Genomic DNA, 16,339 nt, shown 5'->3' on the forward strand with positions numbered 1-16,339 from the left:
CATCACGAGACGACGGAGCAGCATGTCCGAAATCACTGCGGAGCAGGTCGCGCATCTCGCGAACCTCGCTCGCATCGCGCTCACCGAAGAAGAGATCGCGCACCTCACGACGGAGCTCGGCCAGATCATGCAGGCCGTCGAGACGGTCAGCGAGGTCGCGACCCCCGACGTTCCGCCGACCAGTCACCCGATCCCGCTGCAGAACGTGTTCCGCGCCGACGTGGTCGGCGATGATGTGCTGACGGCCGAGCAGGCCGTGGCCGGAGCACCGGCGGTCGACGGCACGCGGTTCGTCGTGTCGGCGATCCTGGGGGAGGAGCAGTGAGCGAGATCATCCGCCTGACCGCCGCCGAGCTCGGCGAGCGCATCGCCTCGGGCGACGTCTCGTCGGTCGAGGCCACGCGCGCCCACCTCGACCGCATCGCCGCCGTCGACGGCGCGGTGCACGCGTTCCTGCACGTCGACGCCGAGGGCGCCCTCGCGGCGGCCGCCGACGTCGACCGTCGCCGCGCGGCGGGCGAGGCGTTCGGCCCGCTGGCCGGCGTGCCCATCGCCGTGAAGGACGTGCTCGTCACCGAGGGCATGCCCTCGACCGCCGGTTCGCGCATCCTCGAGGGCTGGATCCCGCCGTACGACGCGACGCCGGTGCGCCTCGTGCGCGAGGCGGGCATGATTCCGCTCGGCAAGACCAACATGGACGAGTTCGCCATGGGCTCCTCCACCGAGCACTCCGCCTACGGGCCGACCCACAACCCGTGGGATCTCGACCGCATCCCCGGCGGGTCGGGCGGTGGCTCTGCGGCATCCGTCGCGGCCTTCGAGGCGCCGCTCGCGCTCGGCAGCGACACGGGCGGCTCGATCCGCCAGCCCGCCCACGTCACGGGCACGGTCGGCGTCAAGCCCACGTACGGCGCGGTGAGCCGCTACGGCTCGATCGCCCTCGCCTCCTCGCTCGACCAGATCGGCCCCGTCACGCGCACCGTGCTCGACGCGGCGCTGCTGCAAGACGTGATCGCCGGCCACGATCCTCACGACTCCACGTCGATCCCCGAGGCCTGGCCGTCGATGGCCGACGCGGTGCGCCGAGCGGATGTCGCGGGCGTGCGCATCGGCGTCGTGAAGCAGCTCGACTCCGACGGCGTGCAGGCGGGCGTGCGCTCGCGCTTCCACGAGGCGCTCGCCCTCCTCGAACGCAACGGCGCCGAGATCGTCGAGATCGACGCCCCGAGCTTCGAGTACGCGATCGCCGCCTACTACCTGATCCTCCCGGCCGAGGCCTCCTCCAACCTGGCGAAGTTCGACTCGGTGCGCTTCGGCCTCCGGGTCACGCCTGAGGGCGGCGGCACGGTCGAGCAGGTCATGGCGGCCACGCGCGAGGCCGGCTTCGGCCCCGAGGTCAAGCGACGCATCATCCTCGGCACCTACGCTCTGTCGGCCGGCTACTACGACGCCTACTACGGCAGTGCGCAGAAGGTGCGCACGCTCGTGCAGCGCGACTTCGACTCGGCCTTCGCGAAGGTCGACGTGCTCGCCACGCCGACGGCGCCGACGACCGCGTTCAAGCTCGGCGAGAAGCTCGACGACCCGCTGTCGATGTACCTCAACGATGTCGCGACGATCCCGGCGAACCTCGCCGGTGTTCCCGGCATCTCGCTGCCCGCGGGCCTCGCGCCCGAAGACGGCCTGCCCGTCGGCATCCAGTTCCTCGCGCCGGCGCGCCAGGACGCGCGCCTCTACAACGTGGGCGGGGCGCTCGAGCGCCTGCTCGAGGCCGAGTGGGGGGCGCCGCTGCTGAGCCGCGCGCCCGATCTGTCTTCGCATGAGATGGCTGCGGCCGAGGAAGGTGCACTCTGATGGCCCGCGCGGCACTCATGGACTTCGACAAGGCGCTCGAGCTCTTCGAACCGGTCATCGGGCTCGAGGTGCACGTCGAGCTGAACACCACGACGAAGATGTTCTCGTCGGCGCCGAACCCGGCGAACTCGGCGTTCCACGACGCGGCGCCGAACACGCTGATCACGCCCGTCTGCCTCGGCCTGCCGGGTTCGCTGCCCGTCGTGAACGAGCAGGCGATCCGCTCGTCGATCTCGCTGGGCCTCGCGCTCGGGTGCTCGATCGCCGAATCGAGTCGGTTCGCGCGCAAGAACTACTTCTACCCCGACCTGGCGAAGAACTACCAGATCTCGCAGTACGACGAGCCGATCGCGTTCGACGGCGAGGTCGAGGTCGAGCTCGAGAACGGCCGGATCTTCCAGGTGCCGATCGAGCGCGCCCACATGGAGGAAGATGCGGGCAAGCTGACGCACGTCGGTGGTGCGACCGGCCGCATCCAGGGCGCCGAGTACTCGCTCGTCGACTACAACCGCGCCGGCGTGCCGCTCGTCGAGATCGTCACGCGCCCGATCTTCGGTGCCGAGGCGGATGCCCCCGCGCTCGCGCGCGCCTACGTGTCGATCATCCGGGACATCGCACTCTCGCTCGGCATCTCCGAGGCGCGCATGGAGCGCGGAAACCTCCGCTGCGACGCGAACGTCTCGCTGCGCCCGCGCGGCCAGGAGAAGCTCGGCACCCGCACCGAGACGAAGAACGTGAACTCGTTCCGCTCGATCGAGCGCGCGGTCCGCTACGAGATCCAGCGGCAGGCGGCGATCCTCGCCGACGGCGGGTCGATCACCCAAGAGACGCGGCACTGGCACGAGGACACGGGCACCACGAGCGCCGGCCGTCCGAAGTCCGACGCCGACGACTACCGCTACTTCCCCGAGCCCGACCTGCTGCCGGTCGTGCCGTCGGCCGAGCTCATCGAACAGCTCCGCGCCGAACTGCCCGAGCCGCCGGCGGCTCGCCGTCGCCGGCTGAAGGGCGAGTGGGGCTTCACCGACCTCGAGTTCCAGGATGTCGTGAACGGCGGTCTCCTCGTCGAGGTCACCGAGACCGTGGCCGCCGGCGCGTCGCCCGCGGCCGCCCGCAAGTGGTGGACCGGCGAGCTCACCCGCCTCGCGAACACCCGAGACGCGGATGCCGCGTCGCTGGCGTCGCCGACCCACGTCGCCGAGCTCGCGGCCCTCGTCGAGGCCGGCACCCTCACCGACCGCCTGGCCCGCCAGGTGCTCGAGGGCGTCGTCGCCGGCGAGGGTTCGCCGCAGCAGATCGTCGACGCCCGCGGTCTCGCCGTGGTCTCCGACGACGGGGCCCTCATCGCGGCGATCGACCAGGCGCTGGCCTCGCAGCCCGACGTGCTCGAGAAGATCCGCGACGGCAAGGTCCAGGCCGCCGGCGCGGTCATCGGCGCGGTCATGAAGGCGATGCAGGGCAAGGCCGACGCGGCGCGCGTGCGCGAGCTCGTGCTCGAGCGGGCCACGGCCGAGTAACGACCCACCGGGCTCCCGTCTGCGGGCGGTGCATCGACCTTCGGTCGGGCACCGCCCGTCGTCGTCGATGCGGCCGTTCGCGGCATCCGGTGCTCGAGCCCTTCGACCGCAGGGCCGGGCCGTGCGTCTCGAGCGAGGGTCACCGGCCGCGCACTCACAGCGGGTTCGAGGCTGCGAACCCTAGGCTGGTCGTCCCCTGAACGATTGGTGAGCACTCATGGGTTTCCTGGATCGACTCTTCGGCGCACCCGACGACCGCGCAGCCCAGCCCGCGCGACCGATGCCGCAGGCACGCACCCAATCCGCTGACGAGCGCGCGATCGAGCGGTATCGCTACCTGCTGCGTACCGCCCCGCCCGAGTCGATCGAGGCCGTGCACACCGAGGCGTTCGCCAAGCTCACCCCCGAGCAGCGCGGGCAGGTCTATCGCGCGCTGGCCGCTCAGGCTCCTGCGGGCGAGCGGCTCGTCTCCGATGAGCCGGCGGTTCTGGCCCGTGCCGCGACGCGGGCCGAGCTGCGTGCGCCGGGCACGATGGAGCGAACGTTCCAGGCGACGGATGCCGCGAACGGCCGCCCGGCCTACGGCGGTCCGTCCTTCGGCTCCATGTTCGGCGGCTCGATGCTCGGCACGGTCGCGGGCGTCGTGGTCGGTTCGATGATCGCGCAGGCGTTCCTTCCCGGTCCCGACTTCGGCGGCGACGTCGCCGGCGGTGCCGCAGCGGACGCGTCCGGCACGGCCTCCGACGCATCGGGCGGCGACGGTGGCTTCGGCGGTGACTTCGGCGGGGGCGACTTCGGGGGAGACTTCGGCTTCTGAGCCCCGAGTCGGCGCATGACGGTGGCTGCGGGTAGGGTCACCACGTGAGCAAGCAGGACGGCTCGTCGAGACAGGTCACCACGGGGCCCGTCGATGATTCGGCGACCCCGATCCTGCACGTCGACATGGACGCCTTCTTCGTCTCGGTCGAGCTGCTCTCCAGGCCCGAGCTGCGCGGCAAGCCCGTGCTCGTCGGGGGCACGGCGGGCCGCGGCGTCGTCGCCGCCGCGAGTTACGAGGCGCGGCGCTACGGCGTGAACTCGGCCATGCCGATGTCGGTGGCGCTCCAGCGCTGCCCGAACGCGATCGTGCTGCGCGGCGACTACCCGTCGTACTCGACGTACTCGAAGCGGGTCATGGAGATCTTCGGGCAGATCACCCCGCTCGTCGAGCCGCTCTCGATCGACGAGGCGTTCCTCGACGTGTCGGGCGCCCGGCGCCTGCACGGCACGCCGGCCGAGATCGCGTGGACCATCCGCGAGCGCGTGCAGGCCGAGACCGGGCTCACCTGCTCCATCGGGGTCGCGGCCACGAAGTACGTCGCGAAGGTCGCCTCGGGGCGGGCGAAGCCCGACGGCATGCTCGTGGTGCCGGCGCACGAGACGGTCGCGTTCCTGCATCCGTTGCCGGTCTCGGCACTCTGGGGCGTCGGCAAGGTCACCGAGGAATCGCTGCTGCGGCTCGGCCTCCGCACGGTCGGCGACGTCGCAGCCATGCCGCCGGGCGCACTCGAGCGCGCGGTCGGTCCCTCGCTCGCGGCCCGGCTCGCCCACCTCGCCCGCGGCGAGGACCCCCGGGCGGTGCACACCGCGAGGGTCGAGAAGAGCATCGGGCACGAGCAGACCTTCGGGCACGACCTCGTCGATCCCATCGAGATCCGCCGTGAACTGCTGCAGCTCTCGGGCAACGTCGCCGTGCGCCTCCGCAAGGCCGGGCTCGTGGCTCGCACCGTCTCGCTCAAGCTGCGCTACGGCGACTTCCGCACCCTCACGAGGTCGCGCACGCTGGGCGAGCCGACCGATGTCGCGCGTCGCATCTACGACGAGGCGACCGAGGCGCTCGTCGGGCTCATCGGCGACGGTCAGCGGGTGCGACTGATCGGCGTGCGCGCCGAGAACCTCCGCGAATCCGGGTCGGGCGCGATGCTCTGGGACCCCGACGAGGAGTGGCGCGATGCCGAGCGCACGATCGATCGGGTCTCGGCGAAGTTCGGGCGGGGCGCCCTGCGTCCGGCATCGCTCGTGCAGCGCGAGCAGGTGCGCGAGCAGCGTCGCGCGGCACGGTCCGACGCTGGCGACTCCGCTGCGCCGCCGCCGCCGGCGGCGCGCCGCACTCGACCCGGTCGCGACGAGGGCGACGGTGACGCCCCCTTCGACCCGACCGCCGCCGGATGGGGCTGGTAGCCGCGCCCCGGCACGGGTAGCGTGGCCGACATGGCTGAACTCGTATTGGACCTGGCAGAGCGCGTCGCGGGCGTCGGAGTGAAGACCGCCTACGGCGACAAGATCGAGATCGACGGCGTCGAGGTGGTGCCCGTCGCCCTCGGCTACTACGGGTTCGGCGGGGGCAACGGCAATGGCGACGCCACGTCCAACTTCACCGGCAGCGGAAGCGGCGGCGCAGGAGGCGGGCTCTCGGTTCCGCTCGGCGCCTACGTCGGCGGCGGCGGGCGGGTGAGGTTCGAGCCGAACGTCATCGGGCTCGTGCTCGTCGCGACCCCCTTCGTGTTCGTCGTCGGGCACGCGTTGAAGTCGGTGATCCGCGCCCTCAAGCGCTGAGCCGAGCCCACTCGGAGGTCTGAACTCGCGGGCAGCGGCGATGCTCGTGCGCGAGCGACGGTGACGCCTGCGTGTACGCTGGTGCACGAACACGGGAGTCCGGTGAGCCGGGCTGAGAGGAAGGTTCTCAACCTTCGACCGTCGAACCTGATCTGGATCATGCCAGCGCAGGGAGGCATCCACATCTCAACAATCCCGTGCCGCTTTCCTTCGAACGAAAGGGCACGCCAGTGCACACATCCACCAACCGGGCCGCAGCCACCGCAGCACCCGGGTCCTCCGTCTCGTCGTCGCCGCGCTTCCGCTGGCGCGTCGTCGACATCGTCGTGGCGAGCGTCATCGGCGTCGCCGTCGGCGTCGTCTTCTGGGCCTGGGGCGTGGTGTGGGGGCCCATCTCCGCGCCGATCGAGGCGCTGCTCCCCGGACTGCAGGCGGCTCCCGCGGCGCTCTGGGTCATCGCCGGCGTGCTGGGCGGGCTCATCATCCGCAAGCCCGGCGCCGCGCTCTACACCGAGCTCGTCGCGGCCGTGGTCTCCGCGCTCATCGGGAGCCAGTGGGGTGGGCTGCTGACCATCGAGGCGGGCCTCGTGCAGGGGCTCGGCGCCGAGCTCGTGTTCGCGATCTTCCTCTACCGCAACTGGCGGTTCCCGGTCGCGCTCCTCGCGGGGGCGGGTGCCGGGCTCGCGATGGCGATCAACGACCTCGTGCTCTACTACGCCGGCGCTGCGCCGCTGTTCTCGACGATCTACACGATCTCCGCGGTCCTCGGCGGCGCGGTGATCGCCGGCGGCCTGTCCTGGCTCGCGGTTCGCGGACTCGCACGGGCTGGGGCGCTCGACCGGTTCGCCGCCGGGCGTGAGCTGCGGACGGTCTAGCCGCCGTGCACGGCGACTCGCGCCCACCGGCCGCTTCCGTCAGCGCACGCGGCTGGGGATGGCGTCACGGAGGGCGGCGCCACCCGGCCGTGCAGCACCTCGACCTCGAGATCGGCCCAGGCGAACGCGTGCTGCTCCTCGGCGCCTCGGGGGCCGGCAAGTCCACGCTGCTGCACGGTATGGCCGGCGTGCTCGGCGGCGACGACGACGGGGAGACGCTCGGCGAGCTGCTCGTCGACGGCCGGCATCCCGCCGCCATCCGCGGCCGGGCCGGGCTCGTGCTGCAGGACCCCGACGCGCAGGTGATCATGGCGCGCGTCGGCGACGACGTGGCATTCGGGCTCGAGAACCTCGGGGTCGCGCGCGACGAGATCTGGCTGCGGGTTCGCTCGGCGCTCGATGCCGTCGGCCTCGACCTCCCGCTCGGGCACGCCACGGCCGAGCTCTCGGGCGGCCAGCGTCAGCGCCTCGCCCTCGCCGGCGTGCTCGCCATGCGGCCGGGCCTGATCCTGCTCGACGAGCCGACCGCGAACCTCGACCCCGAGGGCGTCCGCGAGGTGCGCGACGCCGTCGCCGCGGTCGCGTCGGCCACCGGCACGACGCTCGTCGTCGTCGAGCACCGGGTCTCGACCTGGCTTCCGGTGGTCGACCGCGTCGTGGTGCTCGGCGCGGCGGGCGGCGTGCTCGCCGACGGTCGCCCGTCCGAGGTGCTCGCCGAGCGTGCCGACGAGCTCCGCACGGCCGGCGTCTGGCTGCCAGACGAGGTGCCGTGGCGTGCACCCGCAGCGGCGGCCGGCCCGCGGCATCCGCTGCTCGAGGCTTCGGCGCTCGACATCGGGCGCACCGCCGGCGCTCCCGTGCAGCTCGGCATCGACCTGACCGTCGACGCCGGGCGCGTGCTGGCGATCGCCGGCCCGAACGGCGTCGGCAAGTCGACCCTGGCGCTGACCCTCGCGGGCCTGCTCGAGCCCCAGGGCGGCGACCTCGCGGCATCCGAACTCCTGACGCGTGGCCTGCGCCCAGAACCGTGGCGCTGGCGTTCGCGAGACCTCCTCACCCGCATCGGCACCGTGTTCCAGAGCCCGGAGCACCAGTTCCTGACGGGCTCGGTGCGCGCCGAGCTCGAGGTCGGTCCGCGCGCCCTCAAACTCGGCGCCGGTGAGCGACGGGCCCGCACCGACGAGCTGCTCGGCGTGCTTCGGCTCGACCATCTCGCCGGGGCGAACCCGTTCACCCTCAGCGGGGGCGAGAAGCGACGGCTCTCGGTCGCCACCGCGATCGCGACGCGACCCCGCGTGCTCGTGCTCGACGAGCCCACCTTCGGACAGGATGCCGCGACCTGGCGCGAGCTCTCGAAGCTGCTCGTCGGCCTCCGTGACGACGGCGTGGCCCTCGTCGCGGTGACGCACGACGAGGTCTTCGTCGACGCGATCGCCGACGACCGGTTCGAGTTGCGCCCGCGCGAACAGGGTGCCTCGACCCAGGCGGCGACCACCTCGGCGGGCGTCGCCGAGCGCAGGGGAGGTTCCGGCCGATGAGCATCGCGAGCATCCGACCCGGCTTGCCCCTCGCCGCCGTGAACCCGGTCGCGAAGGTCGCGGCCACCGTGCCGCTCAGCATCGTGCTGATCCTCACCCTCGATGTCGTGTCGGCGACCGTCGCGATCGTCTGCGAGCTGCTCGTGTTCACGCTCATCGGCCTCGGCGGACTGCTCTGGTCGCCCCGAACACTGCCCGTGTGGATCGCGGCGCCCCTGACCGGGCTCAGCATGGTGCTCTACGGTGCGCCGTCGGGCGCGACGCTCTGGGACTTCGGGCTCATCCACGTGACCGAGGGGTCGGTGCAGATCGGCCTCGCCACGACGGCCCGCGTGATCGCGATCGCCCTGCCCGCGGTGGTGCTGTTCCTCACGATCGACCCGACCGACTTCGCCGACGGGCTCGCCCAGACGCTGCGGCTGCCCGCCCGGTTCGTGCTCGGCGCCCTCGCCGCGCTCCGCCTGGTCGGGTCCTCGATCGACGACTGGCGCACGCTGAACCTCGCCCGTCGAGCGCGCGGCATCGCCGATCGCGGGATGCTCCTCCGATTCCTCGGGCAGGCGTTCGCGATGCTGGTGCTCTCGATCCGCCGCGGCAGCACCCTCGCGACCGCGATGGAGGCCCGCGGCTTCGGCACGGAGGTCGAGCGCACGTGGGCCAGGCCCGCGCACTTCGGGCGCACCGAGTGGCTGGTGATCGCGGTCGGATGCCTCGTCGCGGCGCTGTCGGTGACGATCGCCGTCACGACGGGAAGCTGGAATGTCGTCTGGTCGTGATCCGGCCCGCGCGGGGCACCGGCTGCCCGATGCGGCCCTGCAGGCCGTGCGAGCGGCCGTCACCGGCATCCGTCGACCGCTCGTGCTCATCGACGGGCCCAGTGGCGCGGGCAAGTCGACGTTCGCCGATCTGATCGTCGCCGCATGGCCGGGGCGTGCGCCCGATCTCATTCGCCTCGACGACGTGTACCCGGGGTGGTACGGCCTCGAACGGGCCGTCCAGAGCCTCGAACGCAGCCTCGTCAGGCCGTGGCTGCGCTCGACCCCGGGTCGCACGCAGGGGTGGGACTGGGAGGCGGACCGGCCCGCCGTGGTCACTCCGCTCCGCCCGGGCAACGCGCTCGTGATCGAGGGCTGCGGCGCGCACGGCACCGCGCCGGACGTTCGCTCGGCCGTTCGCGTGCGGGTCGACGCGCCCGACGCCGAGCGCCGCGAACGCGCGCTCACGAGGGACGCCGGCGCGTTCGACCCGTTCTGGGACGTCTGGGATGGTCAGTGGCGCAGGTACGAGCGGCGCCTGGGCGCGACATCCGCAGCCACGATCAGGGTGCGGATGCGCTGACGGCCGGCCCGAGAGGGCGCGCACGGTCGCGCACCGAGTCGACCCGTCAGCGGCCCTGGGCCTCGATGAAGGCGCCGATCACCGGGAACGGGTGCGTGAGCCGCCAGATCGGCCCGGGGTCGCGGATCTCCTTCGTCAGCCGCAGGGGCGACGACACGGCGTCGCCGCCCGTCGAGACGGTCACCCTGCCGATGTCGCGCGCGTCGGACGAGGTGGTGAACGGCTCGACGTCGACGGTCGCGTCGCCGATCGAGGCACCCCAGGGAGACTCCGAACGGCTCACCGTCGCGACGACGTCGGAGGAGGCACCCCACGCCGAACTGGCCTTCGCGTACGCCGTGCCCTCGGCGATGACGGTCACGGGTGCGGCCGCCGCGGTCACGGAGGCGACGGATGCCTCGATAGCGGGGTCGAGCGTCTCGTAGTCGGGCATCAGCATCATCACGCCGATGACCTGGTGCGATGCATCGGACCCGTCGACGCGGACCTCGGTGCTGAAGACCGACGACAACCCGGCCTGGTCGGTATAGCTGCGCGTGATCTCGCGCACGCCGTCGCCGGTCGTGCGATCGACGAGGTCGGGCGCAGCGTGCGCGCTCAACACGGCCTCGTCCGGGTGCTCGAGCATCGCGGCGAGGCTCGGGTCGGCGAGCACCAGGCCGGCGAGCTTCGCGAGCTCTTCGGCGCTGCCCACGTTCTCGCCCGACAGGCCGGTGGCATCGGCGACGTGCATCGTGCTGAAGCCCTGATCGGCCAGCCACGCGTTGGCGCCCTCGACGTAGGCGTCGACGGATCCGAACGCCCACCGGGCGAGCGTGTCGGCGTGGTTGTTGCTGGACGTGAGCAGGATCGCCCGCGCGACGTCGCGCTCCGTCCACGAGTCGCCGGGGGAGACCCGCAGCGTGCGCGAGCCCTCGGACTCGTAGCGCAGGTAGTCGGTGTAGTCGGCCGGGCCGATCTTGATCTTCGGGCCCTCGCCCTCGCCGGGAGCGGGCAACGGGAGCGAGTCGAGCGTCGCCAGCAGCGTCACGAGCTTCGCCGCACCGCCCATCGGGACGGCCTCGCCGTCGCCGGCGGTCGCGAGCACGCTCGCCGTGCCGTCGTCGGCCATGACGGCCAGCGCGCTCGCGCCGGCCTCGGGCAGGGCGAGCGGAGCCGATTCGGGCAGGGCGGCGGCGCCGGCGACCGTGCGCACGGTGACCTCGGGAAGCGGCCCGAGGAGCATCGCAGGGGCGTAGACGCCGATGCCGAGGATCGCGAGTGCGCCGACGGTGATGCCGAGCATGCGAGCGGGGGAACTCATGGAATCAGCGTAACCGCGACCGAGTCACGCCCAGCCCAACTCGTGCAGCCGGTCGTCGTCGATGCCGTAGAAATGCGCGATCTCGTGCACCAGGGTGACGTGGATCTCATCGCGGAGTTCGGCCTCGTCGTCGCAGATGGCGAGCAGCGGTTCGCGGTACAGGATGATGCGGTCGGGCATCTCGCCGAGTCCGTAGCGGTCGCGTTCGGTGAGCGCGAAGCCGTCGTAGAGGCCCAGCAGGTCGAGCGAGCCGTCTTCGGGGCGGTCCTCGACCACGAACACGACGTTCTCGAGGCCGTCGATCATCTCGTCGGGCAGCTCGTCGAGCTCGTCGACCACCAGCGCCTCGAACGCTTCGGCATCGAGTTGCACGGACGACTCCGATCGGCTGGTGGGGTGACGCGGTAACCGCGGACGGGCGGCGCCCGGACTCGTCAGCCTACCGAGTCAGGGCGGCCCAGGCGGCTGCGAGCGTGCGACGAGGGTGCCGGAGCCGTCGGATCCACACGTTGCGAGGCCTCGGCGCTGGGCCCTCGGTGAGCGCCCAGTACGCGGTGCGCGGGACCGTCGAGGCATCGGGCTTGTAGAACGGGCGGACGAGCGAGAGATGGGGACGTTCCCAGGCCGTGTCGCGTCGAACGACGCGGGCCGGGTTGCCCACCGCCACGCAGTTGTTCGGCACGTCCTTCGTCACGATGCTGCCGAAGCCGATGACGGCACCGGAGCCGACGGTGACGCCGCCGAGCACGGTCGCGTTCGTCGCGAGCCAGACGTGCGGGCCGATCGAGATGCTGCGCGAGAGGTTGACCCGCCGTTCGGTGCGCACGTCGAAGATCGGGTGTCCGTCGTCGGCCCGTAACTGCACGCCGATCGCGATCATCGTGTCGCGGCCGACCTCGACCGTCGTGCCCTCGGTCGCCGAGATGCCGACGGGCTCGGTGGTCGAGACGTTCTCGCCGATGAGCACGCGGGAGTCCTGGCCGACGCGGATTCTCGCGGAGAAGGCCGGCACGCCCTTCGAGGAGGCGATCGAGGCCACGCCGTTGTCGCAGTCGAACTGGATCGAGAGCGTTCCGATCCGCGCATCGGAGGCGATGCGTACGGTGTTGTCGCGACCGGTGAACACGATGTTCACGGGAACCGCCGGGCCCTCGTACTCGATGACGTTGCCGGCCTCGTCGGAGTAGCGCTCGAGCGACGAGACCTTTGCCATGTCGGTACCTTCATCGGTGCGGGCGTGGTGTGCGTCGCGGGGAGCGCCCGCTGGATCGAACTGGGCGGACACGTGCGGCTGGCACTGGGCGATGCGGTTCGCGTAGCGTCGCGCGGCGTGCGAACACGACCGATCGAGCACTGCGCAGAGAAACTTTGGGGTGAGTAACGGGGCTTGAACCCGCGACCTCCTGGACCACAACCAGGCGCTCTACCAACTGAGCTATACCCACCATGACCTGATCGACATGCGATCAGGCAACTCGACGAGCTTACTACACCTTTACGTCGAACTCGTTCACGACGGCCTCGGCGATGTCGTGGAGCTCGGCACTCGTGGGGCCGGGGTCGGCGACGAAGACGGCGCGCCGGTAGTAGCGCAGCTCTCGGATCGACTCGAGGATGTCGGCGAGGGCGCGGTGCCCGCCGTTCTTCGCGGGCGACTGGAAGTACGCGCGTGGGTACCACCGGCGAGCGAGCTCCTTGATCGAGGAGACGTCGACGTTGCGGTAGTGCAGGTGCCCGTCGAGGCGTGGCATCTGCTTGGCGAGGAACGCGCGGTCGGTGCCGATGGAGTTGCCGGCGAGCGGCGCCTTCTGCTCTTCGGGGACGTGCTTGAGCACGTACTCGAGCACCTGGTACTCGGCGTCGGCGACGGTGACCCCGTTGGGGATCTCCTCGATGAGGCCGGACTCGGTGTGCATGTTGCGGACGAAGTCGCCCATGTTCTCGAGTGCGCTCGCGTCGGGTCGGATCACGATGTCCAGGCCCTCGTCGACGGGGTTGAGGTCGTAATCGGTGATCACGACGGCGATCTCGACGAGCTCGTCGACCTCGAGGTCGAGGCCGGTCATCTCGCAGTCGATCCAGACCAGTCGGTCGCTCGCTGTTGCCATGACCGCGAGTCTACCGGTGCGCTCCGACACGGGCGGATGTCGCACCGTGCCGGGCACGCACCGGCGCCGTTCTTCGGTGCCCCCGGCAGGAATCGAACCTGCGACCGTCAGATTAGAAGGCTGCTGCTCTATCCGCTGAGCTACGGGGGCCGGCTCGCCAAGCTTACCGGGCTTCTGCCCGCTAGCCCTCGACGGGCACCTCGGTGTCGTCGTCGATGCGCCGGCCCGTGGCATCCGAAGCCCGCTTCCTCAGCGCGAGGCCGATGAGGGGGAACAGGAGCACCGAGATCATGCCCGACCCGACGAGGGCCGCCGCGACACCGGTCTCGAGGTCGCCCGTGTCGATGCCGATGCCGGTGACGGCGACGATGATCGGCAGGCCGGTCGCGCCGAACAGGGCGGTCGCCGCGACGGTCCAGCGGTCGGCCCCGACGGGGGCGGCGAGGATCGAGGGGATGCCGCGCACGACGAGCAGCAGCACCACGAACAGGGGCACGAGGGCCAGCGTCGCGGGGTCGCCGAGCGCCTCGAGATCGAAGGTCACGCCCGTCATGATGAAGAACACCGGAACGAGGAAGCCGTATCCGAGCGCCTCGACCTTCGTCTCCAGCAGCTTCCGGTCGGATTCGGGTGCGCCCGAGATGAGCACCCGGAAGAGCACGCCCGCGGTGAACGCGCCGAGGAGCATGTCCAGGTCGAGCACGATGCTGAGCGCCAGCAGCGCGACGAGCACGAGCACCACGAGGCGCACGCCGAACTGGGCGCTCGTGTGCATCGTCGCGGTGATCACCACGTGAAGGCGATCGCCGTGGCCCTTGGCCGCCATATAGATCGCCACGCCGGCGACCAGCGCGAACCCCACCAGGACGATCGCCGCGAGGACCGGTGTTCGCCCGGTGAGGAAGAGCGAGATCGCGAGGAGCGGCCCGAACTCGCCGATGGCGCCGAGGGCGATGACGCCGATGCCGAACGGCGTCTTCAGGTCGCCAGCATCGCGGAGGATCGGCATGACCGTGCCGAGCGCCGTCGAGGTCAGCGCGATGCCGATGAAGGCGGCAGAGGGGAGGTCGGGGGCCAGCAGCACGGCGATGCCGAATCCGGCTGCGAGCGAGATGATCCAGCCGATCGCGGCGCGGGAGAGCGGCCGCCCGCGGATCCTCCGGAAGTCGATCTCGTTGCCCGCGAGGAAGAAGAGCATCGCGAGCCCGAGGTCCGAGAGCAGCTTGACGAAGTCGTCGGGGACGATCCACCCGGCGACGGAGGGGCCGAGCAGGATGCCGAGGACGATCTCGAACACGACGAGCGGCACGGCGACCCAGACGCCGACGGCGCGCACGAGCAGCGGCGCCGCGACCGCCACCAACGGGATGAGCACCATGGTGCCGATCGAGATCTCCACGTCTACCCCCTCGGACGGGCGCGAGCGCGCACCCCTGCCCGATGCTATCCAAGTGTCGGGAGGTGCAAACGGCTCGGCACTGGCAGGCGCGCGGCCCGGGAACCGCGCGACTCTGGAGGGCCGTCCACCATGCGGCCTCCGGCGTAGCGTCATCGAAACACGCTGGCGGTATCGTCGTCGCATGCGAGACCTCCAGGCGAGCATCATCGCCGAACTCAACGTCAAGCCGTCCGTCGAGCCCGCCGAGGAGGTTCGGGCACGGGTCGAGTTCCTCAAGGACTACCTGCGCACGACCGGCGCGGCCGGCCTCGTGCTCGGCATCTCCGGAGGACAGGACTCCTCGCTCGCCGGCCGCCTGTGCCGCGTCGCCGTCGACGAACTCGTGGCCGAGGGCCTTCCCTCGCGCTTCATCGCCGTCCGCCTTCCGTACGGCGTCCAACACGACGAGGCGGATGCCGCGCTCGCGCTCGAATTCATCGAGCCGCAGGAGGTCGTGACCTTCAACATCCGTCAGGGCGTCGACGGGCTCGCAGCGGACTTCTCGGATGCCGCGGGCGCGCCGATCAGCGACTTCGGCAAGGGCAACGTGAAGGCGCGCATGCGCATGGTCGCCCAGTACGCGCTCGCGGGCGAGGCCGGACTGCTCGTCGTGGGCACCGACCATGCGGCCGAGGCGGTCACGGGGTTCTTCACGAAGTTCGGCGACGGCGGTGCCGACGTGCTGCCGCTCACCGGCCTGACGAAGCGGCAGGGGCGCGCCCTGCTGCAGTACCTCGGGGCGCCCGATCGGCTGTACCTGAAGACGCCCACCGCCGACCTGCTCGACGGCGAGCCCGGCCAGGCCGACGAGGCGAACCTCGGCCTCGAGTACGCGGACATCGATGCGTTCCTCGAGGGCGAGGAGATCGCCGACGACGTCGCCGAGCGCATCGAGGCGAGGTACCTGCAGACCAGGCACAAGCGCACCGAGCCGGTCTCGATGTTCGACGACTGGTGGCGCTGAGCCAGTCGCCGCCGTCGCCGACGTTCGCCGCCGTCGCCCTCCTGGCGACCATGCGGCCGCGGAGATGACCGAGGGCCCCACCCGGAGCGGGTGGGGCCTCAGCCGTGAAGGGGATCCGCGCTCAGGCGCGGGCGTCGTCGAGGGGCTGGGTCGGCTGGGCGACGGCCTGCGTCGGAGTCGGCGCGGTGTCTCGTGCCGGCTCGGCGGGCGAGGAGATCTCGGTGGCCGAGCGGTAGCGCTCGTGATGCTGCTCCGCGACCCAGGTGTCCTGCTCCTCGAGCGCGGCCTGGTCGGGCTCCTGACGCTGCGCGCGCCAGCGCACGAGGTCGTTCTGGAACTGCTTGCGCGCCCGGGCCGGGTGGCGCTGCCAGTCGAGCAACCGGTCGCGGAACTCGGCGACCGCGGGGTCGAGCTGGTAGCCGAAGGTCGCCGAAGCGCGCTTCAGCTCGTGCAGCTGGTGCGCCGCCCAGTTCGCCGCGACATCCGAACCGCGGATCGGCAGGAGCCGAACGTGGATGTCGGCCTGGCCGACCGTGCGGTCGGCGAGCACCTGCTCCTGCGGAGTGAGCGAGTTCCAGACCGAGGCCTCGGTCGCCGCATCGACGAGTGCCGCGATGGCCGCGGTCTTGAGTTCGCGGTCGCGCTGCGCGACGATGCGCCGGACGGCGCTCGTCGCGATCCAGGCGCCGAGCAACGCCGCGACCACGACCGCGACGAAGAGCACGGCGGCCGCGAAGACGGTCGACTCCGCCTCGCTCGAGGTGAGCCATGAGATGAATTCGTTCCACCACTGCATGAGCGAAGGCTAA

At 71.5% G+C, this 16,339-nt stretch carries 17 protein-coding genes, 2 tRNA genes and 1 riboswitch; of the genes, 11 read left to right on the forward strand and 8 right to left on the reverse strand.

Going from position 1 to position 16,339, the window contains the following annotated elements; genetic code table 11:
* Positions 1-22: 22 nt before the first annotated feature.
* The 10 genes from gatC to ASE68_RS08515 all read left to right on the forward strand — a co-directional run bounded on the left by gatC (position 23) and on the right by ASE68_RS08515 (position 9,717).
* Positions 23-325, forward strand: coding sequence for an Asp-tRNA(Asn)/Glu-tRNA(Gln) amidotransferase subunit GatC (gene gatC, locus ASE68_RS08470; RefSeq protein ID WP_055857372.1), 303 nt, complete (start codon positions 23-25; stop codon positions 323-325).
* Positions 322-1,854: an Asp-tRNA(Asn)/Glu-tRNA(Gln) amidotransferase subunit GatA gene (gene gatA / locus ASE68_RS08475; protein WP_055857376.1), complete on the forward strand. Its 1,533-nt coding sequence runs from the start codon at positions 322-324 to the stop codon at positions 1,852-1,854. The genes gatC and gatA overlap by 4 nt, the downstream gene beginning before the upstream one ends.
* Positions 1,854-3,371: an Asp-tRNA(Asn)/Glu-tRNA(Gln) amidotransferase subunit GatB gene (gene gatB / locus ASE68_RS08480; protein WP_055857379.1), complete on the forward strand. Its 1,518-nt coding sequence runs from the start codon at positions 1,854-1,856 to the stop codon at positions 3,369-3,371. The genes gatA and gatB overlap by 1 nt, the downstream gene beginning before the upstream one ends.
* Positions 3,372-3,588: 217 nt before the next feature.
* The gene (locus ASE68_RS08485) at positions 3,589-4,188 is read left to right on the forward strand and encodes a hypothetical protein (protein WP_055857382.1); all 600 of its coding nucleotides are present in this window, start codon (positions 3,589-3,591) and stop codon (positions 4,186-4,188) included.
* A 44-nt stretch (positions 4,189-4,232) separates the two neighbouring features.
* Positions 4,233-5,591, forward strand: coding sequence for a DNA polymerase IV (locus ASE68_RS08490; protein ID WP_082462128.1), 1,359 nt, complete (start codon positions 4,233-4,235; stop codon positions 5,589-5,591).
* A 30-nt stretch (positions 5,592-5,621) separates the two neighbouring features.
* Positions 5,622-5,966, forward strand: coding sequence for a hypothetical protein (locus ASE68_RS08495; protein ID WP_055861019.1), 345 nt, complete (start codon positions 5,622-5,624; stop codon positions 5,964-5,966).
* Between the two features lie 81 nt (positions 5,967-6,047).
* Positions 6,048-6,159: riboswitch (TPP riboswitch) on the forward strand.
* Positions 6,160-6,196: 37 nt separating this feature from the next.
* The gene (locus ASE68_RS08500; RefSeq protein ID WP_055857385.1) at positions 6,197-6,841 is read left to right on the forward strand and encodes an ECF transporter S component; all 645 of its coding nucleotides are present in this window, start codon (positions 6,197-6,199) and stop codon (positions 6,839-6,841) included.
* 89 nt (positions 6,842-6,930) lie between these two features.
* A complete protein-coding gene (locus tag ASE68_RS08505) occupies positions 6,931-8,379 on the forward strand; it encodes an ABC transporter ATP-binding protein (protein ID WP_082462129.1) in 1,449 nt (482 codons plus the stop codon).
* The gene (locus ASE68_RS08510) at positions 8,376-9,155 is read left to right on the forward strand and encodes an energy-coupling factor transporter transmembrane protein EcfT (RefSeq protein ID WP_055857386.1); all 780 of its coding nucleotides are present in this window, start codon (positions 8,376-8,378) and stop codon (positions 9,153-9,155) included. The genes ASE68_RS08505 and ASE68_RS08510 overlap by 4 nt, the downstream gene beginning before the upstream one ends.
* Positions 9,139-9,717, forward strand: coding sequence for a hypothetical protein (locus ASE68_RS08515; protein WP_055857390.1), 579 nt, complete (start codon positions 9,139-9,141; stop codon positions 9,715-9,717). Before ASE68_RS08510 ends, ASE68_RS08515 begins: the two co-directional genes overlap by 17 nt.
* A gap of 46 nt (positions 9,718-9,763) precedes the next feature.
* On the opposite strand, the gene ASE68_RS08520 is transcribed toward ASE68_RS08515, so the two are convergent.
* The 7 genes from ASE68_RS08520 to ASE68_RS08550 form a co-directional block, all read right to left on the reverse strand.
* Positions 9,764-11,020, reverse strand: a complete 1,257-nt coding sequence (locus tag ASE68_RS08520; protein ID WP_082462130.1) for a hypothetical protein — start codon at positions 11,018-11,020, stop codon at positions 9,764-9,766.
* 24 nt (positions 11,021-11,044) lie between these two features.
* A complete protein-coding gene (locus ASE68_RS08525) occupies positions 11,045-11,392 on the reverse strand; it encodes a metallopeptidase family protein (RefSeq protein WP_055857397.1) in 348 nt (115 codons plus the stop codon).
* Between the two features lie 67 nt (positions 11,393-11,459).
* A complete protein-coding gene (locus tag ASE68_RS08530; RefSeq protein WP_055861023.1) occupies positions 11,460-12,233 on the reverse strand; it encodes an acyltransferase in 774 nt (257 codons plus the stop codon).
* Positions 12,234-12,389: 156 nt separating this feature from the next.
* Positions 12,390-12,465: transfer RNA gene (locus ASE68_RS08535), tRNA-His, on the reverse strand.
* 42 nt (positions 12,466-12,507) lie between these two features.
* Complete coding sequence (gene orn / locus ASE68_RS08540) at positions 12,508-13,128, reverse strand: oligoribonuclease (protein WP_055857399.1); 621 nt, start codon at positions 13,126-13,128, stop codon at positions 12,508-12,510.
* A gap of 77 nt (positions 13,129-13,205) precedes the next feature.
* Positions 13,206-13,278: transfer RNA gene (locus ASE68_RS08545), tRNA-Arg, on the reverse strand.
* A gap of 31 nt (positions 13,279-13,309) precedes the next feature.
* Positions 13,310-14,527 carry a cation:proton antiporter gene (locus ASE68_RS08550; protein ID WP_055857402.1) on the reverse strand — a complete coding sequence of 406 codons (1,218 nt, stop codon included), beginning with the start codon at positions 14,525-14,527 and terminating at the stop codon, positions 13,310-13,312.
* A 181-nt stretch (positions 14,528-14,708) separates the two neighbouring features.
* On the opposite strand from ASE68_RS08550, the gene nadE reads away from it, so the two are divergent.
* Positions 14,709-15,530 carry an ammonia-dependent NAD(+) synthetase gene (nadE, locus tag ASE68_RS08555; RefSeq protein WP_055857404.1) on the forward strand — a complete coding sequence of 274 codons (822 nt, stop codon included), beginning with the start codon at positions 14,709-14,711 and terminating at the stop codon, positions 15,528-15,530.
* 121 nt (positions 15,531-15,651) lie between these two features.
* On the opposite strand, the gene ASE68_RS08560 is transcribed toward nadE, so the two are convergent.
* Complete coding sequence (locus ASE68_RS08560) at positions 15,652-16,326, reverse strand: hypothetical protein (RefSeq protein ID WP_055857407.1); 675 nt, start codon at positions 16,324-16,326, stop codon at positions 15,652-15,654.
* Positions 16,327-16,339 lie beyond the last annotated feature (13 nt).

It is taken from the genome of Agromyces sp. Leaf222, from assembly GCF_001421565.1.
Lineage (GTDB): Bacteria > Actinomycetota > Actinomycetes > Actinomycetales > Microbacteriaceae > Agromyces.